Origin of the sequence: Micromonospora sp. RTP1Z1, from assembly GCF_033804685.1 — a bacterium.
Taxonomy (GTDB): domain Bacteria; phylum Actinomycetota; class Actinomycetes; order Mycobacteriales; family Micromonosporaceae; genus Micromonospora.
Genome location: NZ_JAPFQV010000027.1, coordinates 40,349 through 55,446, shown reverse-complemented (window position 1 = coordinate 55,446; position 15,098 = coordinate 40,349). Strand labels below are relative to the sequence as shown.

Genomic DNA, 15,098 nt, shown 5'->3' with positions numbered 1-15,098 from the left:
GAGCACGCGTGAACCTCGACGACGAACGTCATCTCCGCACGGCCATCGAGCTGGCCGGCGCGGCACGGGAGGCGGGCAACCCGCCGTTCGGATCACTGCTGGTGGGCCCGGACGGCAAGGTGATCGCCGAAGAACAGAACACCTCGATCGCCGACAACGACATCACCGCGCACCCCGAACTGAAGCTGGCCCGGTGGGCGGCCGCGAACCTGGCCCCGGACGTGGCGGAGGCCACCACGATGTACACCAGCTGCCAACCCTGCGGAATGTGTACGGGCGCGCTTGAACGGTCCGGCCTCGGCCGCGTGGTGTTCGCGCTGGCAACCGAACAGCTCAACGGCCTCAAGTCGCCCACCTCCACCGCCGGCCCGCGGCCCGTACGCCAGGACGGTCCAGCTCTGCTCGACGAGGCAAGAAAACCGGTCGAGGGCTACTACCGCTGATCCTCCGGCCCTGGGGCGGCAAGGGGGTGCGGCCGCCCCGGGCTGTCCGGCTATGCGCCCGGGGGCGGCCCCGGCCCCCCGCGCCATCGTTTGCGGTACCGGAATGTGCTGCGCTCACCGCAGCTGGCCCGCGGCTACCGTGTACCGGCTGACCGTTAGTGGTCCGCTCGGTTAGCGCATCGAACGGTGAGGGCCGGCAGCGTCGAAGCATGCTCAGCCCGCTGAGCACGATCGGGCGGCTGAACCACGACTTCCTGGCCGCCGCCCGCAAGCGGTCGTAGGCGCAGTGCCCGATCGGGGCCTCGTGGCGGTCGTTGCGAACGATCACGAGGCTCCGAGTCACGCGTCGCGCAGTTGCAGCGAGAGCAGGCCCGCCAGCAGGGCGCCCGCCGCCCACAGGGCCAGGACGCCCAGGCCCTGCCGCGGTCCGATCGTCAGCGAATCCAGCGCCGTCGTCGCCTGGATCTTCAGGCCGGCGGTCATCGGCGAGACCCGGTCGATCCGCTTCAGCCACCGAGGGTCCGTGACGACCACGGTCAGGATCGGCGCGACGTACAGCAGGATGGCGACGCCCGGTCGTCCCGCCACGGAGCCGTCTTCGGGTGCCGGGCTCCGGGTGACGCACCGGCGGCGGGTCCCCCGCGCGAGGGACGGGCACCCGGGGGACGCGGCGGACCGACCATGCCGCGACAATGGCGGCATGGAGGCAGATGCGCACGGCCGGCCCGCCGGCGCCGTCGGACGGGTCACCGGCCTGCCCGAACTGCCAGCGGTCGCCGCAGCGCTGCTCAGCTTCACCGCGTTGGTGGAGACCGTCCTGCGCGGCGTGGTCTCCGATGCCCTGCTGCCGGCCGCGCTGCTCCTCGCCGTCTGCGCCACCGCGCCGGTGGCGCTGCTGCGGGCCCGGCCGCTGTGGGCCGCCGCGACGACGGCGGCGGCGGCATCACTCACGCTCGCGCTGCACCCCCGGCCGCCGATCGCGGTGCTCGCCGCCGCGGTCGCCGCGCTCTACATGGTGGGGCGGCGCCGGGCCACCGGGTGGACCAATGAGCGAGCGTCAGCGAGCGAATCACGTTGCAGCGCCCATGGGCCTCGTGACGTCGCCGAATGCCAGCGAGGTGGCGGCATGAGCGAGCCGGTGCGGGTCGTCGTCGCCGACGACCAGGAGGTCGTTCGGGCCGGCTTCGCCGCGCCCCTCGACACGCAGCCGGACCTCACTGTGGTCGGCAGCGCCGCCGACGGCGCCGAGGCGGTGCGGGTCTGCCGGGAGCGGCGGCCCGACGTGGTCCTCATGGACGTGCGCATGCCGGTGATGGACGGAGCCGAGCGGCTGTTCGACGCCGTCCGGATCGTCGCGGCCGGCGAGGCGCTCCTCGCGCCGACGGTGACCCGGCGGCTGATCGGGGAGTTCGCGCGGCTGCGCCCGCGACCGCCCCGGCACGCGGCCCCGCTCGGGGTGCTCACCCCGCGGGAGACCGAGGTGCTGCGACTGCTCGCCGAGGGCCTGTCCAACCCGGAGATCGCCGAGCGGCTCGTGGTCAGCGACGAGACCGTGAAGACGCACGTGAGCCGACTGCTGGGCAAGCTCGGCCTGCGGGACCGAACGCAGGCGGTCGTCGTCGCCTACGAGACCGGGCTGGTCGTCCCGGGCGGCAACCGGGGCGGACCGTGAACGACGACGCGCTCGCCGCCTCGCTGGCGGCGCACCTGGACCGGCTCACGTTCGTGGACCGGCCGACCGGCGAGGTCACCGCGCTGCTCGTCGACGCGGTCGGCGCGTGGGGTGAGGCCCAGGGCTTCCGGGTGTACCGGCGTGCCACGAGTGTGGTCCCGCTGCCCGCCCCGTACCAGAACCGGCACTCGGTCGTGGACGTCGCCTGTGCTCGTCCCGTCGGTCGTCCTGTCGTGGTCGAGGTGGACCGCACCGACCGGCGGCGTACCGTGGAGAAGCTGCTCGCCGAGGCCGACGCCGGCCGGGTCGCGCTCTGGGTGCGCTGGGGGCCGGGACCGTTCACCGCGCCGCCCCCGCCGATCCGCCTCGTAACCTGCGAGGTGGCCGTGCGCAACCACCGGCACTCGCGACTGCCGGCCCGCCCCGCGCCGCAGCATTCCGCGCCGGCCGGCGCGGCGGCCGAGCCGGTCGAGCTGCCGCTCACCGCAGACTGATCTTCATGCCCTCGTGGCTGGCGACGAACCCGAGCCGGTCGCGCGGTCGGCGGTGATGTCGGCGAACATCCGCTCATACACGTCGTCGACCGCCGCGAGGTCCCGGCCCTCGCCGAGCACGGCGTCGGCGAGCAGGGCGATGACGGCCGGCGGTTTCGATCCCCACTGGTGTGCCAGAGATCCTGCGTTCACAACCGAGGAACGCCCGCTCGCCGGAAGCCGGAAGCGGCCGCGCGGGCTGTGAATTCTCCTCGTCTTCACCCCCGTGTCATCGTGGGGGAGGAGTGGTGCCGGTCGACCGGACCACATTCGCGGTGTCTGTTGCAACCTCGGTCGCGTGCGGCCACGACCGCGATCTCGAGGCCGTGGCCTGCGGCGACAGCATGAGCGGGTCTGTGCGGTCCGCCCGGTCAAGGCGTTCCCGGACGTCCACTGGACCGCCCACAACGGAGCGTCGCCGTACCCTGTCCGGGTGCATTCAGACGAGCCGACCCAGCGGCAGCAGCAGCCGGTCCCGCCGCAGCCGCCGTGCCCGAAGCATTAGCCGCCGGACGGAGGCCGCCATGCGGTGGCTCATCATCCTGATCATCGTCGTGCTGGCCGTGATGGCGGCCTGGCTCTGGCGCCGGACCCGGCGTACCCCGGTCGACGGCGACCGCCAGGTTCGCGACCTGCGCGCGTCCGCCGGGGCCCGCCGCCGGTTCGATGATGCGCGGGGCCGGACGGACCGCGGCGGCGCGGGCGGTTGGAGCATTTGACCCAGCTGTGCTGTCGGGCCGCGCGCTCCGTCGCTTCCTGGCGCACACCTTGTGGCACGGGCCGCGGCCGCTACCCGCCTGACCGCATACCCGACGACTGGTAGCGAGACGTGTTCGCGCCCGAGCAGCATCGACTGCTCTCGTGCTGCTCGCGACCCTTGAGCTCGTAGGCCTCCTCGAAGAACTCGATGTCGTTGAGCGCGGACAAACCGGGGCAGGGTGGACGCGGAGTGGGTGGGACGCCAGCGACGCTGGGCAACTGCGGTGCGTCGTGGCACGATCGCGCAGGTGACGAGCAGACCCGCCGCAGCCCAGCACCTGCGCGACCTCGCGCGGCTGCGCCGCGTTCGCGACCGGATCGACCGGGAGTACGCGCAGCCGCTGGACGTCGAGGCGCTCGCCCGCGGCGTGAACATGTCGGCCGGGCACCTCAGTCGCGAGTTCCGGCGCGCCTACGGCGAGTCGCCGTACGCCTATCTGATGACGCGGCGCATCGAGCGCGCGATGGCGCTGCTGCGTCGTGGCGACCTCAGCGTCACCGAGGTCTGTTTCGCGGTCGGCTGCGCGTCGCTGGGTACCTTCAGCAGTCGCTTCACCGAGTTGGTCGGTGTGCCGCCCAGCGTCTATCGGCGGCAGGCGGCGCGCGCGACGGCGGGGATGCCGCCGTGCGTGGCGAAACAGGTGACCAGACCGATCAGGAATCGAGAAGCGCCGGCCCCCGAGCCGCACCTAGCCTGACTGCCATGGACCTCACCATTCACACGAGCTTCCTCCCGCACGACGACCCGGACGCCTCCCTGGCCCTTATCGCGACCGCCCGGAGATGGTCCCGGTGATCCTCCTTCGGGCTGGGCCCGGTTAAGCCGAACGGCCAACGGCGAAATCGCCATCCGGGGCGATCGGGCTGTCGATTTCCGGACTTCCCGTTCGCCTTCAAGACGGACAATCCCGACCAGACCCACGACTTCAGGAGTGATCATGACCGGCTCTTCCACCCAGGGAATCAAGACCGTGCTGCATCCCGTTTCCGACCTGGCGACGGCCAAGGCGGTGTACACCGCCCTGCTTGGCGTCCCGCCGCAGACCGACGGGTCCTACTACGTCGGCTTCGAGGCCGAGGGCCAGCACATCGGGCTGGTGCCGGGCGGTGGACCGCAGGGCATGACCTCGCCGGTGGCCTACTGGCACGTGCCGGACATCGAGGCGAAGCTGGCCGAGGTGACCGCCGCGGGTGCCATCGTGAAGGAGCCCGCGCACGACGTCGGTGGCGGCCGCCTGGTGGCCACCGTCACCGACCCCGATGGCAACGTCCTCGGGCTGCTTCAGGACCGATGAGTGCCGACCCCCGCTCCCGCGCTCAGCGTCGTCGCGACACCGAGCATCGGCTCACCCACGACATCGGCGTCTGGGTGGCCGGTGCCTCGTCGGCTGGGCCACACCCGCGACGTGTCCATGATCGAGAGCGAAGTCGAGGTCCTCGAGATCGACGCGCTGCCGCAGGAGCGGGGTGACCGGTTCGCCGCGCGCACCGGCTTCGACCCGCGTGCGCTGGCCACCCCGTACCACTGGTTCCGCATCTCCCCGCGCCGCATCCAGGCGTGACGCGAGGTGAACGAGCTGCCCGACCGCGAGCTGATGCGCGACGGCCGTTGGGTGGTCTGACGCCTTGGCCGGGCGCGCCGTGTGGCCGAGGTCACAGGGGCTCCACGGGCCAAAGCGGCGTGGATACCTTGGTTCATGCGCCGAGCGCGACCCCGACCAGCGTCAGCCGGACGGACGCCGCGCCACCCCGGCCGACACCGCCGATCAGGTAGACAGCGACCGCGCCGACGACCCAGAACCAGACGTACTGCTCGAAGCTGGTCAGATCGAGCCAGGCGACGCCGACGGATACCGCGAAGGCAGCCCCGCGTAACAGAGGGAGACACGATGAGCACGGCCACGACGACGGACACACAATCGCCTGCGCTGCACGTTGCCGACAGCCACGATCTGATCCGCGTGCAGGGCGCGCGCGTGAACAACCTCAAGGACGTCAGCGTCGTGCTCCCGAAGCGCCGGCTGACGGTCTTCACCGGCGTCTCCGGCTCTGGCAAGAGCTCACTGGTGTTCCACACGATCGCCGCGGACTCGCAGCGGATGATCAACGAGACCTACAGCGCCTTCGTGCAGGGTTTCATGCCGACGCTGGCGCGGCCCGATGTCGACGTCCTGGACGGGCTGACGACCGCGATCATCGTCGACCAGCAGCGGATGGGTACCGACCCCCGCTCCACGGTCGGCACCGCCACCGACGCCAACGCGATGCTGCGCATCCTCTTCAGCCGGCTCGGGCAGCCGCACATCGGCTCGCCCCAGGCGTTCTCCTTCAACGTCGCCTCGATCAGTGGAGCGGGCGCGGTCACGCTGGAGCGCGGCGGGAAGACCGTGAAGGAGCGGCGCAGCTTCAGCATCACCGGCGGCATGTGTCCGCGGTGCGAGGGCCGGGGCTCGATCAACGACATCGACCTGTCTGCGCTGTACGACGACAGCAAGTCGCTCAACGAGGGTGCGCTCACGATCCCCGGCTACAGCATGGACGGCTGGTTCGGCCGCATCTTCAGCGGCTGCGGCTTCTTCGACCCGGACAAGCCGATCAGCAAGTTCACCAAGCGCGAGCTCCACGACCTGCTCCACAAGGAGCCGACCAAGATCAAGGTCGAGGGCATCAACCTGACGTACGAGGGCGTGATCCCGAAGATCCAGAAGTCGATGCTCTCCAAGGACGTCGACACGCTGCAGCCGCACATCCGCGCCTTCGTGGAGCGGGCCGTCACCTTCACCACCTGCCCCGAGTGCGGCGGCACACGGCTCAGCGAGGCGGCCCGCTCGTCGAAGATCAAGGGGATCAGCATCGCGGACGCCTGCGCGATGCAGATCAGCGACCTCGCCACATGGGTGCGCGACCTCGACGAGCCGTCGGTGGCGCCGCTGCTCACGACGCTGCGGCACACCCTCGACTCGTTCGTGGAGATCGGGCTGGGCTACCTCTCGCTCGACCGGCCGTCGGGCACGCTGTCGGGCGGCGAGGCGCAGCGCACCAAGATGATCCGGCACCTCGGGTCGTCGCTCACCGACGTCACCTACGTCTTCGACGAGCCCACCATCGGCCTGCATCCCCAAGACATCCAGCGGATGAACAACCTGCTGCGGCAGCTGCGCGACAAGGGCAACACGGTGCTCGTCGTGGAGCACAAGCCGGAGGCGATCGCGATCGCCGACCACGTCGTCGATCTCGGCCCCGGCGCTGGCACTGCCGGTGGCGAGGTGGTGTTCGAGGGGACCATCGAGGGGCTGCGGGCCAGCGGCACGCTCACCGGGCGGCACCTGGACGACCGGGCCTCCTTGAAGCCGTCGGTGCGAACGCCGTCGGGGGCAGTGGAGGTGCGCGGCGCCGGCACCCACAACCTGCAGGATGTCGACGTCGACATCCCGCTCGGCGTGCTGGTCGTGGTGACCGGCGTGGCCGGGTCGGGCAAGAGCTCGCTGATCCACGGCTCGGTGGCCGGCCGGGACGGGGTGGTGGCGATCGACCAGGGCGCGATCCGCGGCTCGCGCCGGAGCAACCCGGCCACGTACACCGGACTGCTCGACCCGATCCGCAAGGCGTTCGCGAAGGCCAACGGCGTGAAGGCGGCGCTGTTCAGTGCCAACTCCGAGGGTGCCTGTCCCAACTGCAACGGCGCCGGCGTCATCTACACCGACCTGGCGATGATGGCCGGCGTCGCCACCACCTGCGAGGTGTGCGAGGGGAAGCGGTTCGAGCCGTCGGTGCTGGACTACCACCTCGGCGGCCGCGACATCAGCGAGGTGCTCGCGATGTCGGTGACCGAGGCCGAGGAGTTCTTCGGCGCCGGCGAGGCGCGCACCCCGGCCGCGCACAAGATCCTCGAGCGGCTCGCCGACGTCGGGCTCGGCTACCTCACCATCGGCCAGCCGCTCACCACGCTGTCCGGCGGCGAGCGGCAGCGGCTCAAGCTTGCCATCCACATGGGGGAGAAGGGCGACGTCTACGTCCTCGACGAGCCGACCACCGGCCTCCACCTCGCCGACGTCGAGCAGCTGCTCGGCCTGCTCGACCGGCTCGTCGACTCCGGCAAGTCGGTCATCGTCATCGAGCACCACCAGGCGGTCATGGCGCACGCCGACTGGATCATCGACCTCGGCCCCGGCGCCGGCCACGACGGTGGCCGGATCGTCTTCGAGGGCACACCCGCCGACCTCGTCGCCGCCCGCTCCACCCTCACCGGCGAGCACCTCGCGGCCTACGTCGGCACCTGACCGAGGCCCTCGCGGACACCGTGAGACGAGTTAGAAACATGCGTGAGTCAGGTTGGCCCCCGGTGCAGCCACGGCAGCCGGGGGTTCGCTCGTTCGTTGGGCGCACGCTTGTCGTGCTGGTCCTCCCGAGTGAGCCGGGACCTACTGCGCAGCAGACAGGCCGGCGTCGATGACAGCGGCGCCGTACTGGGCGTATTCCGCGCCGGATGCCTTCGCTTGGCGCTCGATCGGGGGAGTACCCGAGCGCCTCGGCAATGATGGCCGCTGGTGCCAGTTTGGAGCCGCGACCACCCCCGATTCAAGCTCGACGGCAGCATGGGAGCCTTCGTCAACCGGGTGCTGTACGACGCGGCCGGCATGCACGTCCTGCGCCACCCGAAGCCCTATCCGACGCGTTCGCCCGAGGCGGGCGACGGCGGACAGTTCCCGACGCCATGGACGGGCCGGGGGACGCCCGGGACACATGCTGAGCTACGACGTGCTGCATCCGGACGTGACGGTCGAGCGGCGTTGGCTCACGGGGCACCCGCTGCTGGAGCACCTCGTCACCGCCGGCTACCTCGGCCGCAAGACCGGCCGCGGCTTCCGCAACTACAGCCGAGCTGCGTCAGTCCAGGCAGAACTCGTTGCCCTCCGGGTCGGTCATCACGATGAAGCCGGCGCTCATCGGGGGAGCGGGCTCGTAGCGACGTACCCGCGTCGCTCCCAGCGCGACGAGCCGGCCGCACTCGACCTCCAGCGCCGCCATCCGCTCCTCTCCCTGCAGTCCGGGAGCCGCACGGACGTCGAGGTGGACGCGGTTCTTGGCGACCTTGTCCTCCGGCACCTGCTGGAAGAACAGCCGTGGGCCGTGCCCGTCCGGGTCCTCGATGGCCGATCTCGTGTTGCGCTGCTCCTCCGGTACGCCGACCCGCGCGAGGAAGTCGTCCCACGCGGCCAGCGGGTCGGCGTCCTCGGGCAGGTCGACTCCGGGCGGGCCGGGGTGGACGTAGCCCAGTACGTCGCGCCAGAAGGACGACAGCGCACGCGGGTCGTGGGCGTCGAGGGTGACCTGGATGTGGCGGCTCATCGGGTTGCTCCGTTCGTAGCGGGTTTCGTGTGCAGATAGAGGTCGCGCAGCAGGCAGACCTCGGACAGGTGGTGGATCAGCTCGCGGTGGATGTGCAGCACCAGATCGGCCATGGGCGCCTCGGGGAAGGGCTCCCTCGCGCCGACCGGGACCCGGAGCCCGGCCTCGCCGAGGCCGCGCACCCCGGCCAGCCAGACGTCGAGCTGGGCCTCGAGCTGGTCGAGCGCGGTGGCCGCGCTGCCGGCGTACTCCCAGGTCTCGTACGACGCCGCCGGCGCGCCGAAGTGCGCCGCGTTGCGCGCGGCGAGCACGCCGACGATGACGTGACCGAGTCGCCAGGCGATCGTGGTGAAGGCCGCGGGGGCCGGCTCGGGGAAGGCGTAGTCCATCGTGAAGTCCCCGGCACCGACCTGCAAGGGCGCCGTCGAGCTGCCGCGCGGCCGCACGCTCCAGGCGCCCGGCACCGGCGACCAGAAGTACTCGTCGTCGGTGAGGCCGTGGAGCCGGGCTCGGAGCTGATCGTTCCAGTGGAACTCCCACTGCTCGCGCAGCGCCCGGTTCCAGTCGAGTTCGTCTGCATCCATGGAGCCACCCTGACACCTCTAGCGGACAGGATCGGTCCGCTGTCTCTGGCAGGGTGGGCGACATGGACGTGGCAAGCGGTGGCGAGCGGGGTACGACGGAGCGGGTGCTCACCCTGCTCGGGCTGCTGCAGCAGCGCCAGGTCTGGACCGGCCCCGAGCTCGCCGACCGGCTCGGGGTCACGCCGCGCACGGTACGGCGTGATGTCGAGCGGCTGCGCACGCTCGGCTATCCGGTGCATGCCAGCCAGGGTGTCGGCGGTGGCTATCAGCTCGGTCCGGGGCAGGACCTGCCGCCGCTGCTTCTCGACGACGAGGAGGCGATCGCCACCGCGGTCTCGCTGCTCGCCGGCGCGGGTGGCGGGGTCGCCAGCGCCGGCGATGCCGCACTCCGGGCGCTGACCAAGCTCGACCGGGTGCTGCCCACCCGGCTGCGGCACGAGGTGCGCGCACTCTCCGGCTCGGTGGAGTCCTTCGGCGGAGGCCGTACGCCGGTCGACCCCGAGGTGCTCATGACGCTGGCCAGAGCCTGCCGCGACGAGGTCGAGGCCGGCTTCGACTACCCGTCCGGAAGCGAGGTGCGACGGCGGCGGGTCGAGCCCTACCGTCTGGTCGCCTCCGACCGGCGCTGGTACCTCCTCGCCTACGACCTCGATCGCGACGACTGGCGCAGCTTCCGCGTCGACCGGATGACCGATGTGTCCGCACGGACCTGGCGCTTCCGCCCGCGCGCGGCGCCCGACGCGGCGACGTACGTGCAGGAGGGTGTGGCGAGTCGGGTCTACTCGCACCATGCGCGCTTCCTCGTGCACGCGTCGGCTGACACGGTGCGCGCGCAGATTCCGGCGTCGGCGGCCGTCGTACGACGGCGAGGGAGCGAGCTCTGCGAGGTGCTCAGTGGCGCCGGCAGCCTCGACTTCGTGCTCATGCACGTGCTCCTGCTGGGGCACGACTTCGAGGTACTCGACCCTCCGGAGCTCGGGAGGCGCTGTCGCGCGCTGGCGGAGAGACTGCTGTCTGCCGGTGCAACGATCTCACCGGTGCCGGACATGGAGGAGTCATGAGCCGCGACCACGCCAGCCGCGAGGGCCGCGACCCACGGCGCGAACCGGGCTGTCCGTTCTCAGTGAACTTGAGCCACCCGCAGCCTCCTGACCTGCGGTGGCTCAGGATGATGAGAATCAGCGGAGGCTCGCTCTTCTCACCATCTTGATCGGGCGGCATCGCAACGCTCGCTACGGCTGATTATCAGTGGGGACGGTGCTCCTCGACGGTTACGCTGCTCACCATGTTTCCTCCAGTGAAGATCATCTCCGGTGGGTTGGAGATTCGTGAGTTCGGGTCGCAGGACGCGGTCCAGGTGGTGGCGTTCGTGGCGGCGGGGGACCGGACGGCACTGCCGCCGGGTTCCCCTGGGGCCGTCGCTGACGTGGACGGGTGGCTGGCTGAGGTGCACCAGCGGCGGTTGGACGGCGGGGGTGTGCTCTTGGCGATAGTGGAGGGGATCAGCGGCGAGATCGTCGGCAGCATCGGGTTGCGTGACACCGACTGGGAGGCTGGACGCAGCGAAATCGGCTACGGGGTGCAGGCCGGTCGGCGCGGTCGAGGCCACGCGACCGAGGCGGCCCGCGCGGTCGGCCGATGGGCGCTCACTGACGGCGGGATGCGGCGGGTCCAGTTGCACGCCCGCCTTGACAACGTCGATTCCCTGCGGGTCGCTGAAAAGGCCGGATACCAGCGGGAGGGCACACTGCGGATGGCCGAATGGGATGGCGAAGAGGCGCATGACCTGGCCGTCTTCTCGATGATCACGACAGATCTTGATGAGAAGAACTGACAGATGGCTCAGCTAACACAGCCGTGGCTCAAGTTCGCTGAGAAACGACACGGGCCGAGGCGTCGGGGCGCCCCGGCCGCGCGAGGCGACGTCGATTCGATAATGTACATTATGTCAAGTTGGGGTTTCCGGGCCTCCTCTGAGAGAGGCGGCCGGCAGGCGCAGCCCAGGTGCTGACGGCGAAGGTCCGAGGCGGTCGAACAGATCGCGTTGCGCGCAGCAGCCGACGCGGATGCCCCGCGCCGACAGGCGGCATTCGCTGCTCCACCCGTTCGGTGGCACTGACACCCGTCGGTGAGCCGCAGGCCATCCGCGAACATCCGCAGCGGTGGGTGCGCCGCCAGCATGCCGATCACCTCCACCGCTCCCCTTCCTCGATGGCCGGGAACGCGAGAATCATGCATAATATCCCTTATGCATGACAAACAGGACGAACCGGTACGAGATCTGATCGAGGAGTTCCTGACCACCCGGGCCACCCGCAAGCCCTCCCCGCACACCCTGGCGGCGTACCGGCGGGACCTCACCAGCGTCACCGTGCTGGTGAGCGAGGAAGCGGCCACCGCTCCCCTCCCCCGCGACGAGCTGATGATCACCGCCCTCTCCCCCCGGGTCATGCGCGCCGCGTTCGCCCGGTTCGCCGCGCCCCGCGCCGCCGCCTCCGTGCACCGGGCCTGGTCGACGTGGAACAGCTTCTTCACGTTCCTGGTTGCGGAGGGGGTCGTACCGGGAAATCCGATGCCGGCGGTGGGACGGCCCCGCGCCCCGCTCCCCCAGCCCAAGCCGCTGCGTGGCGAGGACACCCCGGAGGAACTGCTCGCCGCGGTGGCCCGCGAGGACGGCCGGCAGCGCGATCCGTGGCCGGAGCGGGACGTGGCGGTGCTGGCGTTGGCGCTCTGCGCCGGGCTGCGCCTGTCCGAGCTGCTGGCGCTGCGGGTGGCGTCGGTGGCCGGTCGGCCCGGGGAACGACGGGTCGACGTGGCGGGCAAGGGCGGACGTCCGCGGGTGGTGCCGATCGAGGACGACCTGGACCGGGTCCTGCTGGACTATCTGGACAGTCGCGCCCGCCGGTTCGGGGCGCGCAGCGTGCGGCCGGATTCCGCGCTGCTGGTGGACCGGCGGGGCGAGCTGCTGCGCCGGGGCGGTCTGCAGTACCTGGTGGAGTCCTGTTACCGGCGGGCCGGCATCGGTGACCGGGTGCCCCGTGGGGCGCGGCTGCATGCGCTGCGGCACACGTTCGCGACCCGGTTGGCGGAGGACGGGGCGAGCGCGGCGGAGATCATGCGCCTGCTGGGGCACGCGTCGTTGGCGTCGTCGCAGACGTACATCGAGGTGACTGCGGTTCAGCAGCGGGCGGCGGTCCGGTCGAACCGCACGAACCGGGCGCTGGCGGGTCTCGTGGGTGGGCGCGCTGTCGGACCGGGTGTTTAGCGTCGGGTCATGGCTCCCCTGCGGCTTGATCGGAACGAGGCCCGGCGGATCGCGGTCCGGGCGCAGTTGCTGGATGCGCCTCGGCGTCCAGGGAAGCAGCCAGAGGTCCAGGGCCGTTGGCAGCACGCACCTGCCGCATGACGGTCGCTATGTGTTCCACGCCACCAGATCAGCCGGGCTCTGACGGATCCACAGCCCGGTTGCATTGTCGGCCCGTCTGACGTGGTCGTCCTTCAGCCGGTCGACGTTGGGCGCCGCTCCCACGACGCGATCCCCCGCGGCCAGCGCTGCCTCCGTGATCGCCCTGCCCAGACCGCGGGAAGTGCCCGGTTGAAGTCATCGCGGCGCGGGCGGCCGTCGGCTAGCGGAAGAGATCGTCAAGACCGTGATGCGCGCCACCACCGCCGAGTTCGCCGACCCCGCATTCGAGGCGCGATCCGGGCGATCAACCTGGAGATTTCCGGCGATCCCGGACTTACGGTGCAATACCGGCAGAAATTCGCAAGGCTGGTCGACGAGGCCAGGCAGGAGCGGCTGCGCAGCGTGCAACGGTCCCATAACCTTCGGTCACCATGATCCGGAAGTGGGTGAACTCGCGGGCTAGAGTCGCCACCCATGGAGACGGCACGGCAGTCGCGCCGCGACGGCGGCATCACCGCCCTGGTGGAGGGGTTCTTCGGGGTGGCCTGGTTCGGCTGGGGGCACGCGGCCCCGCCCGCCTGGCTGCACCCGTGGCTGACCCTTGGCAGCATGGCCGCCCGGCTCGGCGCGATCGCCGAAGCGGTGGTCGGCTTCTCCAGCCCCGGCGTCGACCGCCGCGATCAACAACCGGGCGGCCGGCCGGCGGTACGGGAGCATCGTGGATGTCGAGTTCGCAGTGGCGGGCCTGGGCGCGGCACTGCTGGGGGTGCTCGGTCGGCCGGGCTACATTCCGGTGTGGATCTGCGCCGTGGTGGGCGTCCACTTCCTGCCGCTCGCGCGGCTTCTCCGTGACCGGAACCTCATCCCACTGGGCATCCTGGTCACATTCACCGCGGTCGTGGCGCTGATCGTCGGCCTGACCACCCGCGTGGCACCGAGCACGTTAACCGGGGTCGGCGCCGGCCTGTCGCTGGCGGCGTTCGGCGCGCTCGCCCTTATCAGGGCGCTGCGCCAGCCCCGTCTCCAATACACCTAGGCCCGCCACTTCATTGGCAGGCGCCGTGAGTTCACCCCGGAGGGTCCGTGTCCCTACGCAAGGTCATGTCGTCGTTCGCCGCATCCGCGTGCCTCGTGGCCGCGGCGTTGTCCGTCGGCGTGGAGCCCGCGTTCGCGGTACCGACCACCACCGCCGTCTTCAACAATCCGCTCGGTACAGCCGCTGAGAAGGCGGCAATCCAGACGCACGTCGTGGGATTGATCGACGGCGCGCCGGCCGGCTCCCGCGTCAGGATGTCGATGTTCTACGCGGCCGACCCCACCGTGCCCAACGCCTTGATCGCCGCGAAGAACCGGGGGGTCAACGTCCAGGTCATCTTCAACGACAACGACCGCGCCAAGGCCCCGTACGCCTCCCTGGTGACGGCGCTCGGCACCGACCTCAGCGCGCCGTCGTGGATTCTGTTCTGTCCGGCGGGTCGCGGTTGCATCGGCGACCGGGTGCTGAGCAACGTCGGGTCGATCAACCACAACAAGTTCTTCCTGTTCTCCAGCACCCAGGGCGCCTCGGACGTGGTGGTCCAGTCGACGGCCAACCTGCACGCCGGTCGGGACGGACTCCGCGGGTGGAACTCCGCGCTCGTACTGGTGGGAAACGCCAACATCTACAACGCCTACAGCGGCTACTTCGACGACCTGAAGGCTGGCGCGGTCAACAACAACTACTACGACACCGGCCGGCCCGCGGTGGCCTCTGGCAACGCGAAGGTCTATTTCTATCCGCGGGAGGAAAGCAACGGACAGCCGTACAACGACGCGAGCGAAGATACGATCATGACCGCGCTCAACCACGTCTCCTGTTTCGGCAATTCCGCCGTGGGCACGCAGGACGGCACCCACCGCACCATCATCCGGGTCAACCAGGTCATTTTCAGCCGCACCTACGTCGCCAAGAAGCTGTGGGAGTTGGACAACGCGGGCTGCTACGTCGAGGTGGTGCAGCGGTACGACCAGAACAGCCGCTCTGAAGTCGGCGCCATGAAGAACCTCCTCGCCGCGACGGGCAGCCCCTACGGCGGGCCGGTCGTCAAGTACTACTGCTTCGGCGACAGCGTCTGGACGCACAGCAAGTACCTCCAGGTCGAGGGCAACTACTACGGTGGCGCGGACCGGACCGTCACCTGGGTCGGCAGTCACAACTTCAGCTACAACTCGCTGCGTCAGTCCGACGAGGCCCTGCTGCAGCTCGAGGACTCCACCGCGTTCAACGCCTTCCGGACGAACTTCCGCACGGTCCGCGACGCCCCGGGGATCAGGACCGTCGCTAACGGCGGTACGGCGGCCTGTTAGGCGCCG

Annotated in this window: 17 protein-coding genes; 13 read left to right on the top strand and 4 right to left on the bottom strand. The window is 70.6% G+C overall.

All coding sequences use genetic code 11. From position 1 onward, the window contains the following. Nucleotides 1-8 precede the first annotated feature (8 nt). Nucleotides 9-443, top strand: a complete 435-nt coding sequence (locus tag SLP03_RS15750; RefSeq protein ID WP_319461336.1) for a nucleoside deaminase — start codon at nt 9-11, stop codon at nt 441-443. Between the two features lie 339 nt (nt 444-782). On the opposite strand, the gene SLP03_RS15745 is transcribed toward SLP03_RS15750, so the two are convergent. Beyond that, nucleotides 783-1,031, bottom strand: a complete 249-nt coding sequence (locus tag SLP03_RS15745; RefSeq protein ID WP_319461335.1) for a hypothetical protein — start codon at nt 1,029-1,031, stop codon at nt 783-785. Nucleotides 1,032-1,569: 538 nt separating this feature from the next. On the opposite strand from SLP03_RS15745, the gene SLP03_RS15740 reads away from it, so the two are divergent. Next, a complete protein-coding gene (locus SLP03_RS15740; RefSeq protein WP_319461361.1) occupies nt 1,570-2,115 on the top strand; it encodes a response regulator transcription factor in 546 nt (181 codons plus the stop codon). Continuing rightward, nucleotides 2,112-2,609, top strand: coding sequence for a hypothetical protein (locus tag SLP03_RS15735; protein ID WP_319461334.1), 498 nt, complete (start codon nt 2,112-2,114; stop codon nt 2,607-2,609). The genes SLP03_RS15740 and SLP03_RS15735 overlap by 4 nt, the downstream gene beginning before the upstream one ends. A gap of 3 nt (nt 2,610-2,612) precedes the next feature. Here SLP03_RS15735 and SLP03_RS15730 read toward each other — a convergent pair whose 3' ends face one another. Then, a complete protein-coding gene (locus SLP03_RS15730; RefSeq protein WP_319461362.1) occupies nt 2,613-2,801 on the bottom strand; it encodes a hypothetical protein in 189 nt (62 codons plus the stop codon). Between the two features lie 371 nt (nt 2,802-3,172). Here SLP03_RS15730 and SLP03_RS15725 point away from each other — a divergent pair, with 371 nt between their 5' ends. From SLP03_RS15725 to SLP03_RS15705, 5 genes are all read left to right on the top strand, one after another. Next, complete coding sequence (locus SLP03_RS15725) at nt 3,173-3,367, top strand: hypothetical protein (protein ID WP_319461333.1); 195 nt, start codon at nt 3,173-3,175, stop codon at nt 3,365-3,367. 288 nt (nt 3,368-3,655) lie between these two features. Continuing rightward, nucleotides 3,656-4,105, top strand: coding sequence for a helix-turn-helix transcriptional regulator (locus SLP03_RS15720; protein ID WP_319461360.1), 450 nt, complete (start codon nt 3,656-3,658; stop codon nt 4,103-4,105). A gap of 240 nt (nt 4,106-4,345) precedes the next feature. Continuing rightward, complete coding sequence (locus tag SLP03_RS15715; RefSeq protein WP_319461332.1) at nt 4,346-4,702, top strand: VOC family protein; 357 nt, start codon at nt 4,346-4,348, stop codon at nt 4,700-4,702. 111 nt (nt 4,703-4,813) lie between these two features. Next, nucleotides 4,814-4,969 carry a hypothetical protein gene (locus SLP03_RS15710; protein WP_319461331.1) on the top strand — a complete coding sequence of 52 codons (156 nt, stop codon included), beginning with the start codon at nt 4,814-4,816 and terminating at the stop codon, nt 4,967-4,969. A 327-nt stretch (nt 4,970-5,296) separates the two neighbouring features. Further along, on the top strand, nt 5,297-7,687 hold the full coding sequence (locus tag SLP03_RS15705) for an excinuclease ABC subunit UvrA (protein ID WP_319461330.1): 2,391 nt from the start codon (nt 5,297-5,299) through the stop codon (nt 7,685-7,687). 607 nt (nt 7,688-8,294) lie between these two features. Here SLP03_RS15705 and SLP03_RS15700 read toward each other — a convergent pair. Both SLP03_RS15700 and SLP03_RS15695 read right to left on the bottom strand, forming a co-directional pair. Then, complete coding sequence (locus SLP03_RS15700) at nt 8,295-8,756, bottom strand: VOC family protein (protein WP_319461329.1); 462 nt, start codon at nt 8,754-8,756, stop codon at nt 8,295-8,297. After that, the gene (locus tag SLP03_RS15695) at nt 8,753-9,340 is read right to left on the bottom strand and encodes a DinB family protein (protein WP_319461328.1); all 588 of its coding nucleotides are present in this window, start codon (nt 9,338-9,340) and stop codon (nt 8,753-8,755) included. The genes SLP03_RS15700 and SLP03_RS15695 overlap by 4 nt, the downstream gene beginning before the upstream one ends. Nucleotides 9,341-9,402: 62 nt before the next feature. Between SLP03_RS15695 and SLP03_RS15690 the strand changes: the two genes are divergently transcribed. The 5 genes from SLP03_RS15690 to SLP03_RS15670 all read left to right on the top strand — a co-directional run bounded on the left by SLP03_RS15690 (nt 9,403) and on the right by SLP03_RS15670 (nt 15,092). Further along, the gene (locus SLP03_RS15690) at nt 9,403-10,401 is read left to right on the top strand and encodes a YafY family protein (RefSeq protein ID WP_319461327.1); all 999 of its coding nucleotides are present in this window, start codon (nt 9,403-9,405) and stop codon (nt 10,399-10,401) included. 236 nt (nt 10,402-10,637) lie between these two features. Further along, nucleotides 10,638-11,174 (top strand): GNAT family N-acetyltransferase, encoded by a 537-nt coding sequence (locus tag SLP03_RS15685; protein ID WP_319461326.1) that lies wholly within the window; start codon nt 10,638-10,640, stop codon nt 11,172-11,174. Nucleotides 11,175-11,588: 414 nt separating this feature from the next. Further along, nucleotides 11,589-12,605 carry a tyrosine-type recombinase/integrase gene (locus SLP03_RS15680; protein WP_319461325.1) on the top strand — a complete coding sequence of 339 codons (1,017 nt, stop codon included), beginning with the start codon at nt 11,589-11,591 and terminating at the stop codon, nt 12,603-12,605. Nucleotides 12,606-13,464: 859 nt separating this feature from the next. Continuing rightward, on the top strand, nt 13,465-13,782 hold the full coding sequence (locus tag SLP03_RS15675; RefSeq protein ID WP_319461324.1) for a hypothetical protein: 318 nt from the start codon (nt 13,465-13,467) through the stop codon (nt 13,780-13,782). Nucleotides 13,783-13,829: 47 nt separating this feature from the next. Then, on the top strand, nt 13,830-15,092 hold the full coding sequence (locus SLP03_RS15670) for a phospholipase D-like domain-containing protein (RefSeq protein ID WP_319461323.1): 1,263 nt from the start codon (nt 13,830-13,832) through the stop codon (nt 15,090-15,092). The last annotated feature ends 6 nt before the right edge of the window (nt 15,093-15,098 follow it).

Bases quoted from the DNA above. Each gene is read 5' to 3' on its own strand.
- SLP03_RS15740 (WP_319461361.1), top strand. From the start codon at position 1,570: ATGAGCGAGCCGGTGCGGGTCGTCGTCGCCGACGACCAGGAGGTCGTT.
- SLP03_RS15725 (WP_319461333.1), top strand. From the start codon at position 3,173: ATGCGGTGGCTCATCATCCTGATCATCGTCGTGCTGGCCGTGATGGCG.
- SLP03_RS15715 (WP_319461332.1), top strand. From the start codon at position 4,346: ATGACCGGCTCTTCCACCCAGGGAATCAAGACCGTGCTGCATCCCGTT.
- SLP03_RS15705 (WP_319461330.1), top strand. From the start codon at position 5,297: ATGAGCACGGCCACGACGACGGACACACAATCGCCTGCGCTGCACGTT.
- SLP03_RS15700 (WP_319461329.1), bottom strand. From the start codon at position 8,756: ATGAGCCGCCACATCCAGGTCACCCTCGACGCCCACGACCCGCGTGCG.
- SLP03_RS15695 (WP_319461328.1), bottom strand. From the start codon at position 9,340: ATGGATGCAGACGAACTCGACTGGAACCGGGCGCTGCGCGAGCAGTGG.
- SLP03_RS15690 (WP_319461327.1), top strand. From the start codon at position 9,403: ATGGACGTGGCAAGCGGTGGCGAGCGGGGTACGACGGAGCGGGTGCTC.
- SLP03_RS15680 (WP_319461325.1), top strand. From the start codon at position 11,589: ATGCATGACAAACAGGACGAACCGGTACGAGATCTGATCGAGGAGTTC.